The organism is Lujinxingia vulgaris, from assembly GCF_007997015.1.
In the GTDB taxonomy this organism is placed as follows: Bacteria; Myxococcota_A; Bradymonadia; order Bradymonadales; family Bradymonadaceae; genus Lujinxingia; species Lujinxingia vulgaris.
This window is the reverse complement of record NZ_VOSM01000002.1, coordinates 167,688-193,247: the sequence shown is the minus strand read 5'-3', so window position 1 is coordinate 193,247 and position 25,560 is coordinate 167,688. Positions and strand designations below refer to the sequence as shown.

Below are 25,560 nucleotides of genomic sequence, written 5' to 3'. Positions count from 1 at the left end.
TTCATGTTCGATCCGCGCCACCGCGCGACCTGCTTAATCGTAACGCAATCCGTCGACCGGGTTGAGCCTCGACGCCCACCACGATGGCCCGATCGTCGCCAGCAGGCTGATGATCATCGCCACCAGCCCCACCGCCAGAAACTCCCACGCCACAATGCGCACCGGCAGGTGATCGATCATGTAGATTGAAGGATCGAGCCCAAAACTCGTGTGTTTAATCCCCAGACAGACCGCAAGCCCACCCACAAGCCCGGTGACCGTGCCCACAAAGCCCACCACGGCGCCCTGGAAGATAAACGTCTTCATCACCCCCCAGTTCGTCGCCCCCATCGACTTGAGGATCGCGATATCTTTGTTCTTCTCGAGCACGATCATGATGAGAATGCAGACGATATTAAAACTGGCCACCAGCACGATGAAACAGAAGAGCACCGCCAGCACCAGACGCTGCAACCCCAGGCTCGTAAAGAGGTTGTGGTTGAGCTGACGCCAGTCCATCACCCGAAAACGCCCTTCAGGCAGGTCGCGCCGCAGCTGATCAGCGAGCGCCCCGACGGCGAAGACATCCTCCACGCGCACGTCCACGCCGGTGACTGTGTCGCCCTGGTTAAAGAAGTCCTGCAGGGCCTGATAATCGACCATCACCATGCGGTCGTCGTACTGATGAAAGCCACTTCGGTAGATGCCCGCGACCTCAAACTGCCGACTCGAGGGTGAACTCCCCTTAGAACTCCAGCGCCCCGGGTCCAGGCTCTCCAGCGGGCTTGTGACCTGCACAAGGTCGCCCTTCTCTGCGCCCAGACGCTCAGCGAGCGACTGCCCCAGCAAGATCTTCGGCTGCGCGACCTGCCCGTCCGGCGGAAAGCGCTCAAACTCCAGCTGGGCCACCGCCCCCTCATCCAGAGTGTATTTGGGAATATCACTCACAGACTCGGCGGTCGCCGGCTCAATGCCCTTGATCAAAATCCCGGCGCTGACGTTGCCGTGGGTGGCGATCATCTCGTGCAGCACAAAGGGGCTCGTCGCGGTGACGCCCTCCATCTGCTCGATGTCTTCCTGAATCTCGCGGTAGTCGCGAAAGTCCACGCCGTATTTGATCACCAACAGGTGACTGTTGACGCCGAGCACCCGCTCCCGAAACGCCTCCTCAAACCCGCCGGTCACCGCCACCACGCTGGTCAGCGCGGTCACGCCCAGAAAGACGCCGAGGATCGCGATGATCGTAATCGTCGACAAAAAGGAGGTTCGCTTCGAGCGCAGGTGGCGCCAGGCGATAAAGCGTTCGTAAGACATGGGGGCCCATCAAGAGATGTTGGTCCATCATGGCGAGCCGCACACCGCGATCGGTCGCGTTTGCGCGGTGCTGAAGTCGACGCGCCATACCCGGCCACAACTACCCCGGCCCGGCGGCGCTGACAACCGGCCCGGCGCCCCGGGGCATTCCCACAGCACGCTTGCGCGCCGGGGTGCTCGTTATGATAGAAACCCGCTAAACTTTTTGTTAACTTCGCGCCGCACTTGCGCAAACCACGATCTTTATGGAGTTCCTCATGCCCGCCTCGATTCGACATTTCTGTGTAATGGCTCTTGCCGCGCTGGCCTTCTCGGCCGGGTGCGCCAGCAATGAGCGCCCCGCCTGCGGCACCTCGGCCGACTGCCCTGAAGAGGGCCAGGTCTGCCGCGAAGGTGCATGCACCGTCGTCAGCCAGCCCACCTGCAGCGGCGACAGCGACTGCGACCCGGGCTTTGTCTGCGTCGCCTCCATCTGCGAGCGCACCTCCGTCGACCCGGACGCTGGCGAGCCTGACGCCGACACCAGCCCCGACGTCAACATCCCCGATGCCGACACCGAGCCGGACACCGAAGAGCCCGACACCGACCAACCGCGCGTCACGCGCGTGATCCCCGTCGACGGCGCCCGCCAGGTGCCCCTGGACACCGACATCCAGGTCACCTTCAGCAAAGAGATCGATGCGTTCCGCACGCTCAACATCCAGTCCTTCTTCATCGCCGACCCCGACAGCATCACCAGCACTCACGGCGCCATCGAGGTCGACATTGAGTATCAGGAAGATGAGCGCATCGCCGTGCTCACCCCCCGCCAGCCCCTGCGCCCGGCCACGCAGTACACCGTCGTGGTGACCACCGGCGTGCAGGACAACGCCCAGCCGGCCAACCCGCTCTTCCAGCGCTTTGAGTCGACCTTTGTGACCGACTCCACCGAGCCGGCTGACCTGGAAAATATCGCGGCGACCTACGCGCCGATCATCTACCAGGACACGCGCCTGATTGAAGGCAGCGAGATCAACATCGACGTCCCCACCACGATCGACTTCGACGGTGACTTCGACGCGTCCAACAACCTGGCCAACGCCCGCCGCTCCACGACCCGCACCTCCGCCGCCGTCTACTACTCGGTGAGCGAGACGGAGTCGCATCACTTCATCCACTACACCCTCTACTACCCCTCGCGCCGCACGCTCAACGGCGGCGACTTCCAGTACGCCGAGCACGACTTCACCGACATCGTGGTCGCTGTCAACCGCGCAAGCGGTGAGGTCGAATTGGTCGAGGGCACCCGCGTCGAAGGCGCGCAATCCAGCGAAGACTACCTGACCTACAAGCCCGACAGCTCTCCGGTCTCCGGCCGCGGCTCCAACGACTTTTTGACCTTCCCGGCCAGCGCCCTTGATGACGGCGCGCGCTACCCCCTCTTCGTGCCCAGCGGCGTGCACGCCGGCTGCAACTGGGTGGTGCGCCCCGACGGCATCACCAACACCCAATGCCCCTACGACGACGAGTCCTTCAACAGCAGCAGCGCCGACGCCGGCTACGTGCTGCGCCCGGGCGACCAGGGCCAGACCTTCGACGACGCCACCGAGAACCCGGAGACGGGCCTGCGCGAGATCACCTACGAGCTTGTGCCCTTCGTCGACACCATCTGGTCGCGCCGCGCCGACTTCAGCTGCGGCCTCTTCGAAGGGGTGGGCTTCTCGTACAACCCTGAAGAAGTCCCCGACTACGACCGACTCGTGGGCAGCACCCCCAACAACCCCCTCTACCTGCCCACCTCACTGTGCAGCGAGAGCGCCAGCAGCAATGGCAAGACACCCTTCGCCTGGTTTAAGTTTGGCACCACCACCGGCGGCGCCTGGTTCCTGGACCCGGCCATCGCGCTGAGCACCCGCTACGACTTCGGCGAGTCCTTCAGCCGTGAGTACTGCTACAACCGCTTCTTTGATGTCGACCGTCGTGAAGATCCGGCGTGCGCTGCCCAGTGAGACTGATGATGACGCGACTCTCCCACACCCTTCGTCTGCTGACGCTGAGCACGCTGACCCTGGCGCTGCTCAGCTCCGGCTGCCGCTCCACCCCCGAGGCCAGCAACGCACGCAGCGGGGAGCGCCGGGTGCTTCAGACCGGATCCACCATGGAGAAGCCTTCCGCCGAGGAGCTCGAGGGCAACCCCTGCGGAAACCCGGACTGGGCGAAGTTGCCCCCGGAGGTCGGTCAGCTCTCCGACGCCGAGGACACCGAGGCCCCCTCCTCGGACGCCCCGGAAGACGAGGCGCGTTGAGCTCGCGTCACATGCAATGTTAGTTGAAGCGGGCCGCCTTCTGAGGCGGCCCGCTTTTTCGTATCCCCCGCATATAAGAAAAACTATGAGTCAGTTTATCTCCGTCGAAGACGCCCTCGAGCACATCCTCAACGCCACGCCCAACCCGGGCATCGAGCGGGCGAGCCTTCCGCAGGCTGCCGGACGCTACCTGGCCGAAATGGTCAACGCGCCGGCCGACGTCCCCGCTTTTGACAACTCGGCGATGGACGGCATCGTTGTGCAGCGCGACGACCTCGACGCCCTCCCGGTAACGCTACCTCTCGTGGGCGAATCGGCCGCCGGGCACCCGGCGCACCGCGATCTCCGCGCTGGCGAGGCGATGCGCATCTCCACCGGCGCGCGCATCCCCGAGGGTGCCGACCAGGTCATCCCCCGTGAGCTCTGCGACTTCGGCGACGACGAGGTCACCATCCTCGAGCGCCCCGACCACGATCATATCCGCCGCTGCGGTGAGTATCTGGCGAAGGGGCGACCGGCCCTCTTTCCGGGGCAGCGCCTGGATCCGGCGGCCATCGGACTTCTCGCCAGCTTCAACATCGCCGCTCCCACAGTGATGCGGCGTCCCACCGTCGCGATTGTGGCCACCGGCGATGAGCTCGTCGAGATTGGCGAGCAACCCGGCCCCGGTCAGATCATCAACTCCAACGCCTACATGGTCGAGGCCCTGGTGCGCAGCTGCGGCGCCGTCCCACGCGTCTTCCCCATCACCTCCGACAGCTACGAGGCGGTCTCGCGCACCTTCGCTCAGGCCAGCGCCTCAAGCGACCTCGTCATCAGCATCGGCGGGGTCTCGGTGGGCGAACACGATCATGTGCGCCGGGTGCTCGATGAGGTCAGCCGCGGCATGACCTTCTGGAAGATCCGCATGAAGCCGGGCAAACCCCTGGCCTTTGGCACCACCGAGCGCGGTGTGGCGCTGGTAGGACTTCCCGGAAACCCGGCGTCGAGCTTTGTGGGCTTCCAGCTCTTTGTGCGACCGCTCTTGGCCTGCGCCCAGGGGGTTCCCCGCGACCAGGCCAGCCTTCCGCGCGTGAACGCGGTGCTCGACGCCCCGGCAAAGGGTGCGGGCGGGCGCAGGGCTTACCTCGCCGGACAATGGTACGCGCAGCGCGGGGTGATCCGTTTCGCCCCCTTAAGCGACCAGAGCAGCGGAAACCCCGCCCTCTTCGCCGGCGCCAACGCTTTAGGCATCGTTGAAGAAGGCCAGGGCCAGCTCAAAACCGGCGCGAGCCTCCCGGTGCTCTTGCTCCCGGGAGGCTAAAGCGGTTCACCAGCAGGTCGGCAGCCCTTCGAGCATCGAGAGATCCTGAGCCGGCGGCGCAGGCACGTCTTCACACGCCTCACCCGACATCAGCCGGTAGTCCATGCCCATCGCCCAGGGCATCGACGCCCGCGGCACCTGCTGGCCGCGGTTAAGCGCGCTGGCCATCGTCACCGGCAGCCGGCACGTCGTCTCCAGCGAGGCAAAACGCCCCAGCGCCTCCAGCGTAGGCGCGGCGACCACCAGGAAGCGCTCCACCGGCACCTCACTGGCTCGCACCGCCTTAAACTCACCCAGGCTCACCGGGTGATGCGGCGGCAACCTCTCCTCGCCCGACGAATACACCATCAGCCCGCCTTCGCCGTTGCCATAGAGGTTGATCACGCGCACGTGCAGCGGCTCGGCCGTCTCCAACCACAGCTCGGTCTGCTGCCCTTCGCAGAGCGCGCCGCCGGGGCGAGCGTCCATGTGCAGCGCGACCTTGCCATTACCTTCGGGAAGCGGCGGCATATACGTCTGCGGGTCAATGGTCGGCGCGATCGCTTGCGGAAAACGCACCGAACCGATGCCCCGCACCTCATCGCCTCGCTCCAGTCGGAAGCTGGCCTCCAGCATGGCCTCCTGACCGGGAATCTGACGGATGGTCCCGCGCACCACCGCCCCGGTCGACGGCGGAAGCCCCAGCCCCGACCACCTCCCGGGTAACTTGCGCGTGGACACTCCGCTGTAGCTCAGCACTGCCAAGAGCTGATCGTGCAGCCACTCCGCCCGCGGTCCTCCGTTGACCCCGGAGTCGTTGATCGTGTCGAGCGCCACCGAGCTGGCCTCCTCCCCCTCGTCGCCCTCAAACTCCCCGAGCGCCCCCTCGATCGCAGTGGCCATACGCGCAAGCCCCGCCTCAAGCTCCCGGGTCGGCTCGGCGTAGACCGCGGCGACCTTCTCCCGCGAGGCCACCGCCATCACACAGGCCTGGCGCCCGTCGTTTGTGGTCCGCCACACCGTGACATGCTCGGCAATTTGCTCGCAGCGATACCCCTGACACAGGCGGTCACGAAGGCGAGTACGCGCGTCCTCGGCGGCCATCTGGCTGGCGTTGATCACGCTCAGCGGCACGAAGGCCGTCTCCTGATGATACCCCGTCGGCGGCACGAGATTTCCGCTGCACGCCTCGGGATCCGCCGGCGCCTGCGCCTCTTGCGCCACCTGCGTGCGCGGCGCTACCGACGGCGACGCGCAACCCAACACCCCCACCATCGCCGCAACCCCGATCCATCGCCCGGCCTTTGAGACTTTCACCATCACCTTCCTCTTCATCTTCATTTCCCATCGTGGCCCGACTACGGGCTCAATTCTTCTGACGACGGCACCACAGCCGCGTCTTACATCTACATCCTGCGCACCTGAGACGTCGCCAGGCCCGACGCATTCAACGCCGCATTGACGCTCGCCAGACCCGCTCGCCATGACAAACCCCGACCCTTTATGGCAGGTTCGTTCGGTCGATGAATAATGCCCGAGCGGGGGCGTCTTCTGCCCACCTCGCAAGCATTGGCTTAGCGTTACCATGACGAAAGCGCCCCTATTCGCGGCGCAAACACAGACCTACGCAGTGTACGGAGAATAGTGATGCGAATCTTCCCTGTCAGCACCCAACTGGGCCGCCCCCTGGCCGCCCTGGGCCTCCTGGCCATGATCATCCCCGCCATGAGCACCGGCTGCTCCGGCAACAACATCGAGCGTCCCGACGCCAACCAGATCGCCCAGGGCCCCTACGTCGCCGGCGCACGCGAAGGCGTCTACCTGCGCGCCTCCTTCGACAGCGATCCCTCCATGTACATCGGGCGCTTTATCAGCCCGGGCGTGGCCGCCGACGAGATCGACGAGAACCGCGGCGTGCAGACCTCCTGCAGCCAGTACATCACCTACCGCGAAGTCAACGCCGCCGGCCAATTCGACGAGTATTACCAGAGCTCTACCTCGGTCAAAGCCTCCCTCGGCCTGCAACCCCCGGCCATCAGCGGCGCCCCTTCCGGGGAAGCCTCCGTCGGAAACGAGCGCACCACCAACGTGCGCGTGCGCTACAACCTCAAGAAGAAGCTCGTCGCCCACATCGAAGATTTTGACGCCTACAACGCCTGCTGTGAATCGGCCGCCGGCGCCTGCTCCGGCAAGTACATCGGCGAATTCTGGGCCGGTGAGGGAACCCTCTTCCAGAACACCGGACGCGCCACCGACGTCAACGTCGGCGGCCAGGGCGGCCCCGACCTCGGCGGCACCGCCTACCAGGTCGGCGGCGATGTCGAAGTCGCCGACGGCTGGGCCTGGCGCCGCGCCATCACCTTCGACGACGTCTACTTCGCCTTCCGCGTTGTCGACGCCGAGATCGGCGGTTGCGCCTGGATCGACCGTCCGCCGCAGAGCGACGAGGGTCAGTACTTCGTCGGCATCAGCCCTCCGGCGGCCACCGAAGACATCGCCCGCACCATGGCCATGCGCAATGCCCGCACCCAGGTCGTGCAATACCTGGGTGAAGCCATCGTGAGCGAGTCGGTCAGCCGCGCCAACCTCCAGGGCTACCTCGAAGACGAGACCGTCGTGGCCACCGCCGCCGAAGGCATCGCCTCCCGCGTCAAAGACGAGCGCTACTGCCCGGCCGAGACCACCGAATCCCCCGACGGGATCAAGTACACCGCCCGCGTCCTCGCATTCTTCCCCTACGGCGAAGAAGAGAAAGCCCGCCGCGAGATGGTCGAGTCCATCGCCGAACAAACCGGCGATGAGGACATCAAAGCCATCGAAGAAGAGCTCGCCGAAGAAGAGGGCGCTACCGAAGAGAGCGCGCAGGACACCTCCGATGCGCCGGCCGACGCCGAGGAGGTTGAGTAATGAAGCCATCCTCCCGCATGTTTACGGGGTTGGCGCTGGGCGCAGGCCTGAGCATCGCGCTCAGCGCCTGCACCCCCTGGCACGCCAAACAGGGCTTTGAAGATCGCCAGGCCCTCTACACCCCCGAAGGCCAGGCGCGCATGGTCGAGCTGGTCAAAGCCGGCGGCCCCGACGGCCAGTACGCCGCCTACTACCTGGTCAACGCCGACGCCGAGACCATCGCCCCGGTGATGCCCGAGCTCATCCGCCTATACGCCTCCGAGTGCCGTGTCGAAGAGGGTATCTCCGAAGGTGACGACGACTGGGTCCACGACAACACCTGCGACGCGCTCGTGAACACCGCCACCAAAGTCGGCGCGGCCAGCGTCCCGGAGCTCGCCAAGGTCAACCCCTACGCCGCCTCCCTGGGCCTGGGTGCCCTGGGCTCCGAAGGTGCCGCCGGGCTCCCCACGCTCGTCTCCGCGCTGGGCTCCGAATTTCCCACGGTGCGTCGCGCGGCCATCGACGCCCTGCGCAACATCGCCGTGCCCGAGGCCCGCGTGCTCCTCGCTCTGGAGAACGTCTCCCAGAACGACGCCAACGACCAGGTGCGAGACGCTGCCGCCCGCGCGCTGCTCTCCCTTAACGCCCAGCGCGAAGCACAGCAGCCCGACTCACCAACCACCCAGCCGGAGCGCCCGGGTAACGACGCCCCCGCGGTGGTCGCCCGCCCAGACGACATCGCGCTCGTCATCGGCGTCGAAGATTACCGCGGCGGCCTGCCCTCTTCGACCGGCGCCCGCGCCGACGCCCGCGCCTTCGCCGACCTGGCCGAGACGCACCTGGGACTGCCGCGCCGCAACATCATCACGCTGCTCGACGATCAGGCCACCCGCTCCTCCCTGGAGGCCTACTTCCAGGAGTGGCTGCCTAAAAACGCCAAAAGCAGCGGCCGCGTCTACGTCTTCTTTGCAGGCCACGGCGCGCCCGACCCGCAAACCGGCGACGCCTACCTGGTCCCCTGGGACGGCGACCCGCGCTTCATCAACCGCCAGGGCATGGGCATCGATGCGCTCACCTCCCAACTTCGCGAGCTCACTGCCTCGGAAGTCATCGTCATGCTCGACGCCTGCTTCTCGGGCTCCGGCGGCCGCAGCGTGCTCGCCGAAGGCACGCGCCCCCTTGTCCCGGTCAAAGATCTCGAAGTTGCCCCTCGCGACGATCAGCCCGCCCGCTTCGCCCTGCTCAGCGCCGCTGCCGCAGACGAAGTTACCGGCACGATGAGCGGCACCGGCCACGGCCTCTTCTCCTACTTCCTGATCGAAGGCCTCAGCGGCCAGGCCGACGCCAATGGCGACGGCGTCGTGGAGCTCGGCGAAGTCAGCACCTACGTGGCCAGCAACGTCCCCGATGAGGCCCGACGCGACAACCGCGACCAGACGCCCACCGCGCACTTCGAACCTCAATCCATCGCGCGCATGCCGGTGGTAACCTTCGAGACCGAAGCACCCTGAGCGTCGGACGCACCTGCACCGACAAAGAAGCCCCGCGGCGCTGCGCGCCGCGGGGCTTCTTTTGCATCAACATCACGCGTGACCCGGCGTCTTCTGGCCTCAGAGGTCCGCATCCCCCGCCTTCCCCTCCTCATCCAACCGCTCCGCCTCAATCACTTTGCGCAAACTCTCAAACGCCTCATCGCTCGCCGGCGAAAATCCCGTAATTCGCTGGTTATCCCCGAGCCGATTAACCCCGAGTGCCTGACGCGGATCGAAGTCGAGCAGGCTACGCCTCAACAACTCCGCATCTTCCTTTGAGACATGCGCCCCGGCCGTCACCGTGTCCTGCGGGATGTGTCCGGTGATCGCCAGCGTGCGAATCTGCCCGGTCGGAATCTCATACTCCGCCCCCGACAAAAACGCCCCGGAGTACGTCGCCGCCGCGTCACACTTGCCCTCGATCAAATCGCGCATCCCCTGGAAGTGGTCACCGCTCCAGTGGATCTGCCCGATAAAGCGGTCGGGCTCGTAACCCTGGTCGCGCAGATACTGACGCGGCAAGAAGTTCCCGGACGTTGAGAAGCGATCCACCAGGCAAAAGGTCTTCCCTTCGAGATCTTCGACCTTTGTGATCTGCGCGTTCATCCGCACCAGCAGCAGCGCATCGGAAGACGTGCCGCCGTCGAACTCTTTAAGCGCCAGCAGCTCGATATCGGACTCGCGACGCTGCGTCTCCACATAAAGCATCGGCGGAAGCACCGCCGCCGCAACCTCCCCACGGGTCAACCGCTCGGCCAGGTCCGCATAATCACGGGTGATCACCAGCGGCACCGGCCTGCCGGTGGCCCGCTCCAACTCCCGATGCAAAGGCGCGAGCTCGGCCTGCAGCACACTCGGATCCACCGTGGGTGCCCACCCGATCGCCAGCGGCTCCCCACTCACCGCGATGGTTTCTTCGCGCTGCGCCACCCACCCGAGCGCGATCGCCACCACCGCCACGGCCACGACCACCAGCGCAACCCCGAGCCGACGACGCCGACGCGGCTTTGCCAGCTCCGCATCGACATCCCCGTCATCGGCCGACCTTCCGTCGCCTGCCGACATCACCACCGAGCGCGCCGCCGGAAACTCCCCGCCCAGATCAACCCCGGGAAGCGACTCCATCGACCCGGACGCTCGCACATCCCCCGTCTTCCCCCGATCCCCCGTCAGCGTCGCGCCCTGCGCCCCCGGCCGCTCCACCACCGTCGGAAGATCATCCTCGTCTTCATGCCCCAGCATCGACTTCGAGCGCGAGCTCGACCCGGTCATATGCAACAAGCGCCGGCGCTCATCGCTCGTAAGCACCCGCTCAAACGCGCTCGCCACGGTCGCGCGCCGCTCCTCGAGCTTCTCCCCGGCGACCTCCTTCAAATACGCCGCCACCGGACGCTCCCCGACCTGCAACCCCTCGGCGCGCGCCGCATCTTCGAGCGCCCGCCGCATCACCTCGGCGCTCTCGTAGCGTTCCTCCCGCTTGACCGCCAGCGCACGCATGACCACCTCCTCCAGCGCCGCCGGCACATCCGGACGAAAGCGCGAAGGTCGGGGCACATCCCCCCCGATGATCGCCTGCATCATGTCCAACTCGGTGCGCCGCTTGAAAAGACGCCGCATCGCGCACATCTCCCACAGCACGATCCCCATCGCGAACACATCGGAGCGACGGTCCAGCTCCTCGTGTAAGCATTGCTCCGGCGACAGATACGCGAACTTTCCTTTGAGGTTGCCCGAGTACGTCGCCTCGACGCTGGCTGTCGTGGTCTTCGCCACGCCAAAATCCAGCAACTTCACGTGCCCTTCACTCGTGCACATCAAGTTATGCGGCGATATATCGCGATGAACCAGCCCCAGCGCCTGCCCGTCGAGGTCCCGCAGCTCATGGGCGGCATGCAGCCCCCTCAACGACTGCACCCCGATCGACGCGATCACATCAAAGGGCACCTTCACCTTACTTGCCTGGCTCATCAGCAGGAGCTCACGCACGGTTGAGCCGTGAATGTACTCCATCGCGATGTGATAGGTCTGCTCTTCGTGCCCCAGCTCGTAAATCTGCACCACATTCGGGTGCGAAAGCCTGGCGACGATGCGCGCCTCGCGCAGAAACATCTCCACAAACGAGGCCTGGTCGGCCAGATGCGGCAAAATCCGCTTGATCACCACCAGGCGCTCCAATCCCGCAAGCCCCCGCTCCCGCGCCAGAAACAACTCCGCCATCCCGCCCGTGGCGAGGCGAGTGAGGAGCTCGTAGCGTCCGATCAAAGTTGGGGGAGGTGCGGTGGTGGGCAAGGCAGCCTCGTGGAAGAAGTCGGCATCATTGTACGCGCTTTATGCGTCGCGTCACCTTTGCTGGCATAAGCGTACGTGACACCCTTGTGACAGCAAGAACCACGCCGACGCCCCATCTCCTTCCCTTAAAGCTCACCGAAGGCGCGCCCATGGCGTGAAGCATCCACCAGCACATCGGCCTCATCGCCCGATCTCCACCGTCGGGTTCCCACGGCGCGTCTGGATCTTCTGCCCAAAAGTGCATAAGCATCTTCCCCCGGGCGTTGTTCGCACCGCCCGACTCGCTTCCCATGCACGCCTCGGAGACATCATGCCCCACCCCGTCCGCATCTTCCTCATCTTCGGCGTCGTCGCCACGCTGGCGATCTTCACCTCCGCCTGCAAACCCGCCGAATGCCGCCAGATGGTCGAATGCTGCGCCGAAGTCGAAGATCTCCCCGGCGTCGGCGCCAGCTGCAAAGGACTCGCCCGGGACACCCGCGACCGCTACACTTGCCGCACCGTCACCCGCACGGTGCGCTACATGCTCGAAGATCGCGAGCACCCCATCCCTCAAGCCTGCATGCGTGACTGAGCCCTCCCCTCTCCCTCGCCAGTCGAGCGCCCGATGACCAGCGACTCCAAAACCACCGGCTCTCTCGCCACCACGCGTCGCCCGCCCCTCCCCGAGACCACTCGCCGGCTCGCCGACGAGCCCGGCTGGACCTGGGACGAAGTCGAGATCGACGGCGAACGCCGCTGGCACTTCCGCTGGCCCGACGCCGCGCGCGCCGGCCGCCACCAGGCCCTCTGCGACGAGATCGCCGCCGGCGCGCTCACCCTCAGCACCGAGGCCCCCTCGCGCTTCAGCGCCGCGCGCTGGGCACCCGCGCGCGCAGGACTGCCCCTCAGCAGCATCACCGACCTGAGCAGCCGCCTGACCATGATGCGCGCGCTCGGCCAGGCTCTCCGCCGCCTCCACAACCACCCCTGCCCCGATGGCTTCGGTGTCCCCACACGCCTTCACCTGGCCGGCACCGCCTATTTCCAGACCTTTAACGCCGCCATCGCCGCGCGCCTCGATGAGATGGCCCGTCGCCTCGAAAACATCAATGACGACGCCGAACACGTGCGCCTCACCGAGACCTTCGCCTGGCTTCGCCAGAGTTTGAGTTCCTTTCACCCCCGCACCCGCAGCGTCTGGACGGTCACAAACTTGACCCCCGGCCGCATCCTCGCGGAACCCGAGCACGGCCAACTCACCGCCTTCCTCGATCTCTCGCAGGCCGCGCTTCGCCCCCCAGAATCTGACCTGGCCATCGCGCTCTCCCCCGATATGGCCGGCGTCTCACCCGCCACCGAACGCGCCTTCTGGGCCGGCTACGGCGCCGCGCCCACCATGGACCTGCGCCGCAGGCTGCGCTTCTTCACCCAGCTCGCACAACTCGATGCTGCCCTGCCCGCTCCCCGCTGACGCCCCTTCTAAGCCGCCCACATTCACAGGGGCTCTTCTTAACTTCGCCCGCCACCCGGGATGATGTGCGAAATGCGCGGGATCACCTGCTTCCCAAACAGCTCCACAAGGTCACGGTCGAGCTTCTCATCGCCCGCTTCCATCCCCAGAATCTGCAACGCCCGATCCACCGTCGCAGCCTTCCGATAAGGCCGGTCGCTTGCCGTCAGCGCATCGAAGATATCCGCAATCGTCAGCATCCTGACCTGCGGCAGGATCTTCTCCGCCCCTAGCCCCCGGGGGTAACCCGTCCCGTCGAGCTTCTCGTGGTGCGCCCCGGCGATGCACGGCACCCGACTCAGCTCCGAACTCCACGGAATCCGCGAGAGATACTTCTCGCTGAGCGCAGCATGGCTGCGCATCTCCACCCACTCCGCCTCATTGAGCGTCCCGCGCTGAATGCACAGGTTTTCCGCCTCAAACGTCGTCAGATAAGGCTGCACTCGCCCCTGATGGTCCACGTAAGTGCGCGCCGCAACCTCACGTACCCGCGCGATCTCCTCTTTCTCCACAAACCCTTTCGTGGCGATATACCCCAGCCACTCAAAGGTCTCCTCAAGCTCCGCGCTGAACGCCTCAAACCTGCCGTCGATCCGCGCCAACCCGCGCCCATCCGGCCTCGCGTCGCCCCGCTCCAACTCCTCGGCGTACGCGCGCAACCACTGGCGGTAGGCCAGCTCCCGAATGGTCGCGAAACGCTGCCCGATGAGCCGCATCTGCTCCGGCGGTAACCTGGCCCCCTTCTGCAGCACCGACTCGCTAACAGCGATCTTCCCGAAGTCGTGCAAAAGCGCCGCGTAGCGCAGCTCCGTCAGCTCGCCATGCTGGAAATGAATCTCCCCCAACTTCCCGGTCTCGATCTCATTGACCGTCTCCGCCAGCGCCAGCGTATAGCTCGCCACCCGCTCGGAGTGACCCGCCGTGATCGGATCACGCGCTTCGATTGCGTCCACGCTCGCGGCCACAAACCCCTCAAACATCTCCACGATGCTCTCGGTCAGCCGCGCCCGCTCGATCGCAAACGCCGCGTTCGACGCCAGAATATTGAAGAGCTCCAGGTCGTGTTTCGAGAAAAGACTGCCTCGCCCCCGCGTATCGACCTGCATCACCCCCAGCAGCGACTGCTGACCGACCAGCGGCGCACACAAACACGCCGTGATCTGCGCATCGATGATGCTCTGCGAGATATCCGCCCCCAGCGAATCTTTCACAAAGAGCACGCTCTCCCGCGTATCCGCCACCCGCTTGAGAATGCTGCTGCTCAAGATCGGCGCTTCCTCATCCCCGGGCAGCGGCTTATCCCCTCGCACCCGCGTCATCATCGGCGCCGTCTCCACGACCGTCTCCGGATCGCTGGCCAACGTCACCGCAAAGAAGTTCGCCGCCGGAAACGCATCAAATACCGCGTCCACAATGAGGTTGAGCACCTCATCAAGCGCCGTAAGCCCGTTGAGCTGCCCCGCCAGCCGGAAGAGCACCGCCATCCGCTGATCTGAGCTCTGCAGTCGGCGGTTGATCGTCTGCACAGGCTGGTGCGCCGTCGTAATGAACCGCTCCCCGCTCGCGCTCTCCGCCTCCGATATCTCCGGCTCGGGGTGCACCCCCGTATCATCCTGCGCAGCCCCGGGCGCACGCGTCAGCGCCACCCGAATCAAACTCGACCCCAGCTGCACCTCCGCACCACTCTGCAGCCGAACCTGAGTCTCCTTATCGTTATCGTGCAGACGCATCGAGACTTGCTCGATCATCACCGTCGAACCATGCCGGCTGCACAGGTCGCGATAGACCAGCGTGCTCCCCTCCAGCGAAAACTCCCCGTGACGATTCGACACGAAGCCGTCGCTGAGCACAAAATCATTGCGCCGATCCCGCCCCAGCTGAACCCGCTCCTGCTGAAAACTCCGGGTAAGCCCGGCGTCCGGACCGCTCAGCACCGTCAGGCTGAGAATATGTGTGGTCACTGCGTCTGAAACTGGCTGCATCGCTGTCCTACGAGATCGATGATGCGCTTGAGCTGGTGCGACGACGCCCCCCACCGCATTCGCGCCTCAGGACAGGGCCCGCGACGCGATGTCGCATTGTGTCATAGCTAAGGCGCAATGTACACGTTTGCAACGTTCGGAATAGCCCGCTCCGCTGCGCTGTATCCTGCCTGACTTTCCCTGCGACCCGAGCGATCCAACCCATGAGCGCCCCCGCCCCACACACCTCGCGACACGCCGCCGTTGAAGACGTCCACCGCCTCAACTTCGCCTGGCTTATTCGCCTGCGCTGGGTCGCCATCATCGGCCAGACCGCCGTGGTCATGGTCTCCAACGCCTTCCTCGACGTTGAATTCCCCTACCCGATGCTCTCTCTGGTCCTCTTCGTCGAGGTCCTCTCCAACCTGGCGCTCATTGCCTGGGCAAAAACCGGCCGCCCTCGCCACAAGGCCCTCGTTGCCCTGGTCCTTCTGGCTGACATCGCCTTTCTCACCGCCCTGCTCTTCCTCACAGGCGGGGCCTACAACCCTTTTAGCCTCCTCTACTTCATCCATATCGCCCTGGCTGCCCTCCTGCTCCGCCCTTTATGGACCTGGGCCGTCACCGCCGTCTGCATCAGCTGCTACATCGGCCTCTACTTCGTCTACGCCTCCCACCACCTGCCCTGGGCGCTCCGACCGAATATTGCCTCCATGGAAGTCCAGGGGAAATGGGCCGCCTTTGTCGTCTCCTCTGCGGTGCTGGCCTTCTTCATCAACATGATCCAGCAGACCCTCAACCGCCGCGAAGAGGAACTCCACCGCGCTCGCGAGGCCAAGATGCGCAACGAGCGCCTGGCCTCCCTGGCCACCCTGGCCGCCGGCGCCGCGCACGAGTTCTCCACCCCCCTCTCCACCATCGCTCTGGTCGCCAGCGAGCTCCACCGCGGCCTGGAGTCGCAGGACGTCCCCGACTACTTCCTCGAGGACGCCCGCCTCATCCGCGAGCAGGTCGAGCGCTGCCGCGAGATCCTCCTGCAGCTCTCCGCCGACGCCGGCGAGTCGATGGGGGAGCTTGCACGCCCCGCTCGTATTGAGGAGTTGGTCGCACAGATGCTCCGCGACTGCCGCAACCCGGCTCGCGTCCAGGTCAACCTTCACACCGAACGTGCCGCCTCCATCAGCGCTCCGATCAGCGCCCTGGCACAGGCCCTGCGTGGACTTATCAACAACGCCATCGACGCCAGCGCCCCCGACCAACCCGTCAACCTCAGCGTCTTTGACGATGGCGACCACATCCGCCTGAACATCGAAGACCACGGCAGCGGCATGCCCCCTCACGTCCTGGCGCGTGTCGGCGAACCCTTCTTCACGACCAAACCCACCGGCAGTGGCATGGGCCTGGGGGTCTTTCTGGCCCGCACCCTCGTCGAAAAAATCGGCGGCTCCCTGCGCATCGACTCCGACCTCGGCTGTGGTACACGCATCACCGTCCTCCTGCCCGCCAGCGCCCCCGAAGCGCCGGCTACCTCAACCCCTCTCCTTGAGCGAGCCTGAAGATGAGCGAAGAGCGCACCCTCCTGATCGTCGACGACAACGAGATCTTTCGCGAACGCCTCGCGCGCGCTTTCCGCGACCGCACCTTTGAAGTTCGCGTCGCCAACGGCCACGACCAGGCCATCGCCCTCGCCAGCGAAGAGAGCCCAGAGTGGGCCGTCGTCGACATGAAAATGCCCGGAAAAAGCGGCCTGGAGGTCGTCCGCGACCTCAAATCCATCGACCCCCAGACCAAAATTGTCGTCCTCACCGGCTACGGCTCCATCGCCACCGCCATCGACGCCGTCCGCCTCGGCGCTATCAACTACCTCCAGAAGCCCGCCGACGCCGACGACATCATCGCCGCCTTCGAACGCGGAGAACAGCCCCCCATGACCGGCGCAGACCACGACTACCAGGCCCCCTCCCTGGCCCGCGCCGAGTGGGAACACATTCAACGTGTCCTCGCCGACTGCGGCGGCAACATCTCCGAGGCCGCACGCCGCCTCGACATCCACCGCCGTACCCTTCAGCGCAAGCTCGACAAGTACCCGCCCAGAGAATAGTTGCCGGCCGCGACATTCTGCCTCATTATGTTCACACTTTGGTGCTTATAATCATCGTTGTGCGCGACCGTTGCGGTCGCGCTTTTCATCCGATCGTAACTACGGAGTGTCAGAATGAGTGAAAAGAACCTGCTGAACCGCCGCCAGTTCCTCGAACGCGCCGCCATCCTCGGCGCGCTCGCCACCGGCGCCGGCACCCTCCTCGCCGCATGCGAACCCTCCGGGCAATCCCAGGCCACCGGCTCCACCCGCAAGGGGCAGGAAGCAGAAGGTGTCTCCGCTGTCAGTTGCGACGACACCTCCGGCCTCAATGAAGCCCAGATCGCCACCCGCACCACCAACGGCTACGTCGAAAAGACCCCCAAACCCGACCAGCGCTGCGATAACTGCGCCCTCTACACCAAAGCCGAAGCCGGCGCAGACTGTGGCGGCTGCACCGTCGTCGCCGGCCCCATCAACCCCGGCGGTTGGTGCCGCATCTGGGCCCCCGCTGCCTGACCTCTTCCCCGCGCTGAGGCCCTCGCCTCAGCCCTGATCGGCGCTCTCCACAAGTCGCGCCGAGCGCAACGCATCGCCAAGGGTGCGGGCGGTCTCCACCTTGAGTTCGCCCAGCGCCCCGGCGTGCGCATCCACGAATGTCTCGATCCCCGGGGCGTTCCCCCGCGGACTCAACGCGCGTTTGAACCCCAACTTCTTCGCCTCAACCAGACGCCCCACCGCCTGGCTCACCGCGCGTACCTCCCCCGTCAAACCTAACTCCCCAAACGTCACCGTATCCTGCGGCAACGCACGGTTGCGAAAGCTCGACACGATCGCCAACGCGATCCCGAGGTCGGCCGCCGGCTCCACCACCTTCACGCCCCCGGCCACATTCACAAACACATCGTGTCCCCCCACCTTGAGCCCGGCCCGCTTCTCGATGATGTTGAGCAAGAGCATCACTCGCCCCTGATCAACCCCAATCGCCGTGATTCTCGGCGGCCCGTAGTTGTTCGCGCTCACCAGCGCCTGCACCTCCACCAGCAAGGGCCGCGTCCCTTCCACCACCGGCACGACCGCGCTCCCCGGCGCTCCGAGCGGTCGCTCCGCCAGAAACATCGCCGACGGATTCTCCACCCCGTGCAACCCGTCTCCTCGCATCTCGAACACGCCGATCTCGTTGGTCGACCCGTAGCGGTTCTTCACCGCCCTCAAAATCCGAAAATTTAACCCGGCCTGCCCCTCAAAATAGAGCACCGTATCCACCATATGCTCCAGCACCTTCGGCCCGGCGATCGCCCCCTCCTTCGTCACATGACCCACCAGAATTGTGGGCATCTGCAACCCCTTCGCCAGCTGCGTCAACGTCCCCGTCACCTCCCGCAGCTGCGCCACACTCCCCGGCGACGACGTTAACCGCTCTGTCGCCAGCGTCTGAATCGAGTCCAGCACCAGCAGGTCCGGCTTATGCTCCTCCAGCAACGCCTCCACCCGCTCCAGGCTCGTCTCCCCTACCACCTGAACTTCGCCAACCTCAACGCTGAGACGAGCCCCCCGCATCTTAATCTGCCCCATGCTCTCCTCCCCGGAGACATAGAGCACATCAAGCCCCTGACCCGCCAGAATCCCGGCGACCTGCAACGATAACGTCGACTTACCGATGCCCGGGTCCCCCCCCAGCAACACCACGCCCCCGCGCACAAAGCCCCCGCCCAGCACCCGATCCAGCTCCTCCACCCCGCTGAAGATGCGCTCGCCCTTCTCGGTCACAACATCCGAGAGGCGCACCGGCTTCGTGCCCCCCTCCGCGCCGTATCCCGCGCGCTTACCGGCTGCCGCCTGCTCGCTGGCCGATGGCCGCTCGCGCACCTCCTCCTCCAGCGTGTTCCAGTCCTCGCAGCCCGGGCACTTGCCCATCCACTTGGGCGACTCATGCCCGCAACTGCTGCAGACGTACAGGGTGCGCGCTTTGGCCATCGACTCTCCTTACTCCTCGTTGCTCGGAATCTTGAACTCGACCCGGCGATTGAGGCTGCGATTACGGTTTGACGTGTTCGGAACCAGCGGACGCTCCGAGCCATACCCTTTCGCGCCCAGACGCTCCAACCGAATTCCGCGCTCCAGAAGGTAGTTGCGCACCTCTTCGGCACGCGCCTGCGACAGCTCCATGTTGAACTCGCTGTCGCCCACATCGTCGGTGTGGCCTTCAATCTGAACCAGCTCGATCTGCGGGTTCTCCAACAAGACCGCCGCCACCTGATTGAGCACGTTGAACGAACGTTCCAGAATCGTGGCCGCACCGGTCTCGAAGTAGATACGCTCGTTAATGCGAATCTCTTCCTCGCTCAGCTCAACGAGCTGCTCGCCAGCCTCCGAGAGCGAAAGCACCATCTGCAGCTCTGCATCCGGCTCCAGGCTCACGTCCTGACCCGCGGTCAGATACCCTTCGGCCTTCGCCGCCACGGTATACGCTCCAGACTGCAGCTCCGCTTCAAAGCGCCCCTCCTCATCGGTCGTCACTTCAACCGGCTCCTCCCCACCGCTCACGCGGACGGTGGCATTGGCCAGCGGCGCACCCTCGGCATCCGTCACCTGCCCGCGCACCCACGCCTGACGCGGCAGCGGAGTCAACTTCACCTCCAGCTCACCCTCGCCCTCCACCACCGTGGTGCTTGCTACAGCCTCTTCGTAGTGCGGATGCACCACGCGCAGCTCCAACGCCTCCCCGGGCTCAAACCCGTAGGAGCGGAACACGCCGTTCTCCGTGCCGCTGAGCTGACCGGCAAGCGTCTGGTTGGTGTAGTAAATGCGCGCATCCCCGACCGGCTCGCCACTCTCGGCGTTTACAACCGTGCCGACCACGTAGCCAAGGGTAGGCTCCACCTCGACAACCCTCTCAACCTCGCGCTCTTCAATGATGATCTTGGGACCGCTCGTATCGATGTTCCAGCTCATCCCGAAGATCACGTTATAGGGCAGCGTCACCGGCAGCCCTTCCGCATCCGAGCTCGTCAGCCCCAGATCCACCCCGGCGTGCAACCCGAGGTTCTCCAGCGGCTCCGCCTTCAAGCCCACGCTGATCTTCTGCGGGAACGCCCCGCCGCCAATATCCGACACACACGCCAGCGCCCGATCCTCATCGCACACCCCGCCGCGCCCGTTAACCGGAACCGCCAGCTGATAGCCCACAAAAGGCGTCACATAAGGCAAGGGAACTTCCGCACCGATCCCGAACTCCACCAGATCATAGGCCGAGATCCCGTAAGCGAAGCGCTCCACCCGGTCGAGCTGCACACCCTCCGGCACAAGATTCTCGCTCTGGTCGAAGCGATACCCCACGTTGAAGTGCCCCACCACCGGCACATCGCCCCCGCCCTGCTGCTGGCTCATCTCCCCGATATCGAAGCTCGCCAGAAAGCGCGGACGCAGGCTCAACGACGAGGCCGATAGCCCCACCCCACCAAAGCCCGAGGGCATAAAGAGGTTCAAATCCCCACCGAGCCACACACCCGGCGACACCTCGTAACGTCCGATCAAGCCCGCGCTCACATCACCCTGCGAGAGCATCGCCTGCGGACGCCCAAACGTATTGATGTTGTTGCGCGCCTGCAGCCGGAAGTTAAATCCGAAGTTTTCCAGGAACTGGCCGCTCACCGCCACGTTCCCCGTCAACGTGCGGTTCTCATCATTGAGCCGAATCACGTTCGATCCGCCGGACGCCTCCCCCAGAAACCCGACCTGGAACATCAACGCGCCGGGGCTAATCGCCGACGCGATCCCGTGAAAGCCCGGCGCCCCCTCAAGGTTCATGCTCGGAGAGATGCGCACACGCTCAACCGGCACCTCCTCGGCACCTTCGTCGACGATCGCCTCAGCTTCGCCGTCACTCGTGGCCTCACCGCCCTCTTCACCATCAACGGCATCGCTCTCGGCCTCAGCTTCGGCAGTCGCCTCCTCCGCTTCGACCTCTTCCGACGTCGCCTCGGGGCCGGCCGCCTCCTCAACCGCAGCGTCATCCTCGCCCGGAGCCTCAACCTCCTCGGTCGACTCCGCCGGCGGCGCTTCATTCCACATATCCTCCGCACTGGGCAGCCCTTGAGCCGACGCCGTGGTGGAGGTCATCATCGCGATCGCAATAAGCGCGCCGAGCGCGCGTTCTTTCGTTGTCATATTCACTGGGATACCCCGTTGGTGACGCCACCGGCGCCGTAGCGACGGACTTCTCGATTGTTTAATGGTGGCGAAGTATGGCACGCCGGGCCTGTTTTGCGAATCAGTCTGCGCGCACACCATCGCCCACCAGCGCCCGGCCTGCAAGTTTCCCACTTTTTTGAGTCTTTATGAGCCCCTCAGCCTCCTCCCCAGACAAAATCCTCCTCGCTCCGCCGATCCTCCTGGTTGGCCACCGCGGCGTGGGCAAATCCACCCTTGGCCGCCTCGCTGCTTCGCAGCTCGGACGGCCCTTCTTCGATCTCGACGACGTCATCGCCGAACAATCCGGCACCACAATCGCCGACCTCGTCGCCCGCGACATCGAGTCCTTCCGCACCACCGAGGCTCGCACCGCCCGCACGCTGGTTGAGCACCACAACGCCCCCATCATCGCCTCCGGCGCCGGCCTCAACGCCTTCCCTCCGGGCGCAATCATCGTCTGGATCCACCGCGACGGCTGGCAACCCACCGTCGCCACAAGCGCTCGCCCCCGCGTCCGCCCCGAGCTCTCCCTCGACGACGAACACCGCTGGATGATCGACACCCGCGAGCCCCGCTGGCGCGAAGCCGCCCACCTCAAGCTCAACATCCCCCGCACCCGCTCTGTCGATCGCGCCGCCGATGACCTCGCCACCCTCATCAACTGGGTGTCTCAGGTCCCTCACTCCCCTCTGGCCCCCCTCACCACCCTCGTCCCTCTCACGCCCGACGACCTCTCCCGGGCTCTCCACGATCGCGCCCTCCTCGGCCTGGGAAGAGTCGAAGTTCGCAGCGATCGCTTCCCAACCCTCCCCGCTCCGACCGACCTCCTCGACCTGAACCAACACCCCACCGAGCTCCTGCTCTCCCTCCGCCACCCCGAGCCCCGCTGGCTGCTCAATATCCCCCGGGTCGCCGCCTGGGACATCGACCTGCGCTTCCTCACCAACACCCTGCACAGTGCCGACGCGCTTCGTCCCCACCTCCCCCCCACCATCATCCTCTCCGCTCACCCCGACCGCCCCGCTCCGACCGACCTCGACGCCCTCCTCGACGCCGCCGCCGCCCTGGCAACCGCCCTCGCCATCGATCCCGAGCGGATCACCCTCAAGTATGCCCCGCAGGCCCCCGACGCGGCCTCCATCCTCGCCGCCCTTAACACGCGCGCCACCTTCGACGCCGGCCCTCACCCCTTCGCAATCATCCCTCAGGGCCCCCGCGCTGCCTGGACTCGCCACCTCTTAGCCGCCACCAACCACCTCCACTACCTCCCCACCGGGCTGGCCGAGCGCAACCCCACGCATCCCTCCGCCCTCGACCTTCAGAACTTCCTGCCCGCCCTCACATCGCCCACGCCCACCCGCTTCGATGCCCTCATCGGTGACCCCGTCGCCCAGAGCCAGGGCGACCTCTGGCATCGACGCGCCGCTCTGCGCTACGAAAGCCACTCCGACGAGCAACACCTCGGCTACCTCAAGGTCCCCACCCCCGCAGACGACCTCCCCGCCTCCCTCTCGCTCCTCCACCACCTCAACATCCGCGGCATCTCCGTCACCTCGCCGCTCAAGCGCCACGTCGCTCACCACATCGGCGCCTCCGCCGAGGCCCTCAACACCCTGCGCCGCACACCCGACGGCTGGATAGGCACCGACACCGACCACGTCGGCATGCGCGCCTCCCTTCAAGCCCTGATCGACGCCGGCATCACCCCCGGCCCCACCCTGATCTTCGGCCAGGGCGGCGTCAGCCCCGCCCTTCTCCACGCGCTCGAAGACTCCAACTTCCAGCTTATCGCACACCTCTCCGCCCGCGCCGGCTGGAAGAGCGCCCCGGACAACCTCCCCCCCCTCTCCCTCATCATCAACGCCGCCGCATCCTTCGCCCTTAAGGCTCCCGGCTCCCCTCCCCCCGCTCAAGCCTGGCTGGACCTCCACTACGCCAACGTGCAACCTCCCCCTTCCGGTCACGTCCACCTGGGCGGTGACACCTTCTTTGATGCCCAGGCCCTGGCCCAACGAATCTTCTGGAGAAGCTGATGTTCGCAAACACCTTCGGAACCTACCTCCGCCTGACCACCTTCGGTGAATCCCACGGCCCGGCGATGGGCGCCGTCATCGACGGCATGCCCGCCGGCGTCGACTTCGATCTTGCCACCCACCTCCAACCCCACCTCGATCGCCGACGTCCCGGCCAATCCAACATTACCACCGCACGCGCCGAAGCCGATCGCGCCGAGCTCCTCAGCGGCGTCTTCGACGGCAAAACCCTCGGCACCCCCATCTGCATCGTCGTCCACAACACCGACGCACGTTCCCGAGACTATGACCCCAACTACTTCCGCCCCGGCCACGCCGATCGCACCTGGCAGGAGAAGTTCGGACACCGCGACCACCGCGGCGGCGGCCGCGCCTCCGGCCGCGAAACCCTCTGCCGCGTTATCGGCGGCGCCTTCGCCGCCCGACTCCTCCCCCCTCAGACCCGCGTCGTCGCCTTCACCCAACAAATCGGCGAACACATCGCCCGCTCCATCCCCGAACACCTCAACACCGACCTCATCGACCAACACCCCACCCGCTGCCCCGACCCCGAAGTCGCCGAGCGCATCTCTCAAGAACTTGTCGACTGCAAATCTCAGGGCGACTCCCGGGGCGGCGTCATCGAACTCCGCATCGACCACTGCCCCATCGGTCTCGGAGAGCCCGTCTTCGCCAAACTCAAAGCTCGCCTGGCCGACGCCATGATGGGCATCGGCGCCGTCGTCGGCGTCTCCCTCGGTGACGCCCCCGCCGCCGCTTCCGCCCGCGGCATCGACTTCCACACCGGCATCCCCGGCGACGGACCCGACGCCGGCATCAGCCCCGCCGCAAGCGGCATCCAGGGCGGCATCTCCAACGGCGAACGCATCACCCTGCGTGTCTTCTTCAAGCCGGCTTCTACGATCGGCTCCATGGCCCGCGAAGGCCGACACGACCCCTGCATCGTCCCCCGCGCCGTCCCCGTCGTCGAAGCCATGGCAAACCTGGTCCTCGCCGACCTCCTTCTCGCCAGCCGCCTCAACCAACATCTCACCCCCTGATCGACACTCCCGCGTTCACAGGCATGCCTGTGTTCTCCCTCGGCCCCCCGCCATCTCATCCTCATGATACGACGATCCCAACCTCCAACATCACGGGAATGAGCCGCCCTCCGCGCGAATTGAACCCACGCCTTGAATGCGGTACGCATGCCGCCCGGTTTGGCCCGCCCTCGCGCGCCTGCCCACACGCAAGCATTGATGTTGCTGAATTTCAGCGCTTAACACCCCTCGTGGACGCCCTCCTGGAGCGCCACGTCTGACTGGAGCCTCACCATGAACCTGCTCGGGGTCCTCCCCTACTGGCAGCTCGGCCCCTGGGAGCTGGGTCCGCTCACCCTCCACTCCTTCGGCCTCTCCGTCGCCATCGGCGTCGCCCTGGCCCTCTCCATCCTCGGAAGCCGCGGCCAGAAGATCCTCGGCGTCTCCGGCGACCGCATGCAGAACTTCGGCATGTGGCTCCTCATCTTCGGATGGTGCTTCAGCCACGTCTTCGAAGTCGTCGCCTACCAGCCCCACATCATCCTTGAGGATCCCCTGGTCCTCTTCAAAGTCTGGGGCTCCATCTCCAGCGTGGGTGGCTTGATCGGCGGTGTGATCGCCTTCCTCATCTGGCGCGTTCGCAATCCCTACGAAGACCACATCGGCTGGTCCAACGTCGCTGCCTTTACGCTGCCCATCGCCTTCTTCTTCGGCCGCATCGGTTGCGCACTCGTCCACGATCACCCCGGCGCTGACGCCACCGACTTCATTGTCTGGGAGTGGATCCGCTCGATCTTCGGCGACTCCCTCCCCGAAATCTGGCCCCTGGCCCTCCAATACCCTGACGGCGTGCCTCGCCACGACCTCGGCTTCTACGAAGCCATCGTCTTTTTCTTCCTCACCCTCTTCGTCCTCTACAAAGGCCGAAAGCCCCAGCGCCGCGGCTACTACCTCTGGACGCTTCCCCTCCTCTACGCCCCCTTCCGCTTCCTCTTCGACTTCCTGCGCGTCACTCCCGGCGAAGCCGGCCTCCACGGCGACACCCGCTACCTGATGCTCACCCCCGCTCAATGGGTCGCCATCGGCATGCTCATCCTCGGCCTCTTCCTCTGGTCGAAGCTGCGCAACGAACCCGTCGAAACCTGGAAAGGGCTTGAGACTCCCCCCTCAGACAAAGACCAGTCCGCGTCTTCATCGAAGTAAACCAACCCC

19 protein-coding genes are annotated in these 25,560 nt (G+C 65.6%); 13 read left to right on the top strand and 6 right to left on the bottom strand.

Translation table 11 applies throughout. From position 1 onward, the window contains the following. Positions 1-33 precede the first annotated feature (33 nt). Positions 34-1,293: an ABC transporter permease gene (locus FRC98_RS04485; protein ID WP_146980104.1), complete on the bottom strand. Its 1,260-nt coding sequence runs from the start codon at positions 1,291-1,293 to the stop codon at positions 34-36. Between the two features lie 257 nt (positions 1,294-1,550). Here FRC98_RS04485 and FRC98_RS04480 point away from each other — a divergent pair, with 257 nt between their 5' ends. The 3 genes from FRC98_RS04480 to FRC98_RS04470 all read left to right on the top strand — a co-directional run bounded on the left by FRC98_RS04480 (position 1,551) and on the right by FRC98_RS04470 (position 4,880). After that, positions 1,551-3,281 (top strand): Ig-like domain-containing domain, encoded by a 1,731-nt coding sequence (locus FRC98_RS04480; protein ID WP_230467264.1) that lies wholly within the window; start codon positions 1,551-1,553, stop codon positions 3,279-3,281. A gap of 8 nt (positions 3,282-3,289) precedes the next feature. Next, entirely contained in the window at positions 3,290-3,577 is a 288-nt protein-coding gene (locus FRC98_RS04475) for a hypothetical protein (protein ID WP_146980102.1), read from the top strand. 85 nt (positions 3,578-3,662) lie between these two features. After that, the gene (locus FRC98_RS04470; protein WP_230467263.1) at positions 3,663-4,880 is read left to right on the top strand and encodes a molybdopterin molybdotransferase MoeA; all 1,218 of its coding nucleotides are present in this window, start codon (positions 3,663-3,665) and stop codon (positions 4,878-4,880) included. Positions 4,881-4,886: 6 nt separating this feature from the next. Here FRC98_RS04470 and FRC98_RS04465 read toward each other — a convergent pair whose 3' ends face one another. After that, a complete protein-coding gene (locus FRC98_RS04465) occupies positions 4,887-6,179 on the bottom strand; it encodes a hypothetical protein (protein WP_146980100.1) in 1,293 nt (430 codons plus the stop codon). 327 nt (positions 6,180-6,506) lie between these two features. On the opposite strand from FRC98_RS04465, the gene FRC98_RS04460 reads away from it, so the two are divergent. Next, positions 6,507-7,766 (top strand): hypothetical protein, encoded by a 1,260-nt coding sequence (locus tag FRC98_RS04460; RefSeq protein ID WP_146980099.1) that lies wholly within the window; start codon positions 6,507-6,509, stop codon positions 7,764-7,766. After that, a complete protein-coding gene (locus FRC98_RS04455; RefSeq protein WP_146980098.1) occupies positions 7,766-9,259 on the top strand; it encodes a caspase family protein in 1,494 nt (497 codons plus the stop codon). The genes FRC98_RS04460 and FRC98_RS04455 overlap by 1 nt, the downstream gene beginning before the upstream one ends. Positions 9,260-9,358: 99 nt before the next feature. Here FRC98_RS04455 and FRC98_RS04450 read toward each other — a convergent pair whose 3' ends face one another. Next, positions 9,359-11,569 carry a serine/threonine-protein kinase gene (locus FRC98_RS04450; RefSeq protein ID WP_146980097.1) on the bottom strand — a complete coding sequence of 737 codons (2,211 nt, stop codon included), beginning with the start codon at positions 11,567-11,569 and terminating at the stop codon, positions 9,359-9,361. A gap of 310 nt (positions 11,570-11,879) precedes the next feature. Here FRC98_RS04450 and FRC98_RS04445 point away from each other — a divergent pair, with 310 nt between their 5' ends. Further along, positions 11,880-12,143 (top strand): hypothetical protein, encoded by a 264-nt coding sequence (locus FRC98_RS04445; protein ID WP_146980096.1) that lies wholly within the window; start codon positions 11,880-11,882, stop codon positions 12,141-12,143. Positions 12,144-12,176: 33 nt separating this feature from the next. Next, positions 12,177-13,022: a phosphotransferase gene (locus FRC98_RS04440; RefSeq protein ID WP_146980095.1), complete on the top strand. Its 846-nt coding sequence runs from the start codon at positions 12,177-12,179 to the stop codon at positions 13,020-13,022. Positions 13,023-13,060: 38 nt separating this feature from the next. On the opposite strand, the gene FRC98_RS04435 is transcribed toward FRC98_RS04440, so the two are convergent. Next, positions 13,061-15,043, bottom strand: coding sequence for an HD domain-containing phosphohydrolase (locus FRC98_RS04435; RefSeq protein WP_146980094.1), 1,983 nt, complete (start codon positions 15,041-15,043; stop codon positions 13,061-13,063). A gap of 203 nt (positions 15,044-15,246) precedes the next feature. On the opposite strand from FRC98_RS04435, the gene FRC98_RS04430 reads away from it, so the two are divergent. The 3 genes from FRC98_RS04430 (at position 15,247) to FRC98_RS04420 (ending at position 17,621) form a co-directional block, all read left to right on the top strand. Further along, positions 15,247-16,578, top strand: a complete 1,332-nt coding sequence (locus FRC98_RS04430) for an ATP-binding protein (protein ID WP_146980093.1) — start codon at positions 15,247-15,249, stop codon at positions 16,576-16,578. A 2-nt stretch (positions 16,579-16,580) separates the two neighbouring features. Then, positions 16,581-17,123, top strand: coding sequence for a response regulator transcription factor (locus FRC98_RS04425; protein ID WP_146980092.1), 543 nt, complete (start codon positions 16,581-16,583; stop codon positions 17,121-17,123). A 114-nt stretch (positions 17,124-17,237) separates the two neighbouring features. Next, positions 17,238-17,621, top strand: a complete 384-nt coding sequence (locus FRC98_RS04420; protein ID WP_146980091.1) for a high-potential iron-sulfur protein — start codon at positions 17,238-17,240, stop codon at positions 17,619-17,621. Between the two features lie 27 nt (positions 17,622-17,648). On the opposite strand, the gene radA is transcribed toward FRC98_RS04420, so the two are convergent. Then, on the bottom strand, positions 17,649-19,079 hold the full coding sequence (gene radA, locus FRC98_RS04415; protein ID WP_146980090.1) for a DNA repair protein RadA: 1,431 nt from the start codon (positions 19,077-19,079) through the stop codon (positions 17,649-17,651). Positions 19,080-19,088: 9 nt separating this feature from the next. Beyond that, positions 19,089-21,272 (bottom strand): OmpA family protein, encoded by a 2,184-nt coding sequence (locus FRC98_RS21985; RefSeq protein ID WP_146980089.1) that lies wholly within the window; start codon positions 21,270-21,272, stop codon positions 19,089-19,091. A 170-nt stretch (positions 21,273-21,442) separates the two neighbouring features. On the opposite strand from FRC98_RS21985, the gene FRC98_RS04405 reads away from it, so the two are divergent. The 3 genes from FRC98_RS04405 to FRC98_RS04395 all read left to right on the top strand — a co-directional run bounded on the left by FRC98_RS04405 (position 21,443) and on the right by FRC98_RS04395 (position 25,551). Next, positions 21,443-23,329: a shikimate kinase gene (locus FRC98_RS04405; protein WP_146980088.1), complete on the top strand. Its 1,887-nt coding sequence runs from the start codon at positions 21,443-21,445 to the stop codon at positions 23,327-23,329. Beyond that, positions 23,329-24,369: a chorismate synthase gene (gene aroC / locus FRC98_RS04400; protein WP_146980087.1), complete on the top strand. Its 1,041-nt coding sequence runs from the start codon at positions 23,329-23,331 to the stop codon at positions 24,367-24,369. Before FRC98_RS04405 ends, aroC begins: the two co-directional genes overlap by 1 nt. 273 nt (positions 24,370-24,642) lie before the next feature. Next, positions 24,643-25,551: a prolipoprotein diacylglyceryl transferase gene (locus FRC98_RS04395; RefSeq protein ID WP_146980086.1), complete on the top strand. Its 909-nt coding sequence runs from the start codon at positions 24,643-24,645 to the stop codon at positions 25,549-25,551. The last annotated feature ends 9 nt before the right edge of the window (positions 25,552-25,560 follow it).

Coding starts and splice junctions, on each gene's coding strand:
- FRC98_RS04485 (WP_146980104.1), bottom strand. CDS start 1,293: ATGTCTTACGAACGCTTTATCGCCTGGCGCCACCTGCGCTCGAAGCGA.
- FRC98_RS04480 (WP_230467264.1), top strand. CDS start 1,551: ATGCCCGCCTCGATTCGACATTTCTGTGTAATGGCTCTTGCCGCGCTG.
- FRC98_RS04475 (WP_146980102.1), top strand. CDS start 3,290: ATGACGCGACTCTCCCACACCCTTCGTCTGCTGACGCTGAGCACGCTG.
- FRC98_RS04470 (WP_230467263.1), top strand. CDS start 3,663: ATGAGTCAGTTTATCTCCGTCGAAGACGCCCTCGAGCACATCCTCAAC.
- FRC98_RS04465 (WP_146980100.1), bottom strand. CDS start 6,179: ATGGTGAAAGTCTCAAAGGCCGGGCGATGGATCGGGGTTGCGGCGATG.
- FRC98_RS04460 (WP_146980099.1), top strand. CDS start 6,507: ATGCGAATCTTCCCTGTCAGCACCCAACTGGGCCGCCCCCTGGCCGCC.
- FRC98_RS04455 (WP_146980098.1), top strand. CDS start 7,766: ATGAAGCCATCCTCCCGCATGTTTACGGGGTTGGCGCTGGGCGCAGGC.
- FRC98_RS04445 (WP_146980096.1), top strand. CDS start 11,880: ATGCCCCACCCCGTCCGCATCTTCCTCATCTTCGGCGTCGTCGCCACG.
- FRC98_RS04440 (WP_146980095.1), top strand. CDS start 12,177: ATGACCAGCGACTCCAAAACCACCGGCTCTCTCGCCACCACGCGTCGC.
- FRC98_RS04435 (WP_146980094.1), bottom strand. CDS start 15,043: ATGCAGCCAGTTTCAGACGCAGTGACCACACATATTCTCAGCCTGACG.
- FRC98_RS04430 (WP_146980093.1), top strand. CDS start 15,247: ATGAGCGCCCCCGCCCCACACACCTCGCGACACGCCGCCGTTGAAGAC.
- FRC98_RS04425 (WP_146980092.1), top strand. CDS start 16,581: ATGAGCGAAGAGCGCACCCTCCTGATCGTCGACGACAACGAGATCTTT.
- FRC98_RS04420 (WP_146980091.1), top strand. CDS start 17,238: ATGAGTGAAAAGAACCTGCTGAACCGCCGCCAGTTCCTCGAACGCGCC.
- radA (WP_146980090.1), bottom strand. CDS start 19,079: ATGGCCAAAGCGCGCACCCTGTACGTCTGCAGCAGTTGCGGGCATGAG.
- FRC98_RS21985 (WP_146980089.1), bottom strand. CDS start 21,272: ATGACAACGAAAGAACGCGCGCTCGGCGCGCTTATTGCGATCGCGATG.
- FRC98_RS04405 (WP_146980088.1), top strand. CDS start 21,443: ATGAGCCCCTCAGCCTCCTCCCCAGACAAAATCCTCCTCGCTCCGCCG.
- aroC (WP_146980087.1), top strand. CDS start 23,329: ATGTTCGCAAACACCTTCGGAACCTACCTCCGCCTGACCACCTTCGGT.
- FRC98_RS04395 (WP_146980086.1), top strand. CDS start 24,643: ATGAACCTGCTCGGGGTCCTCCCCTACTGGCAGCTCGGCCCCTGGGAG.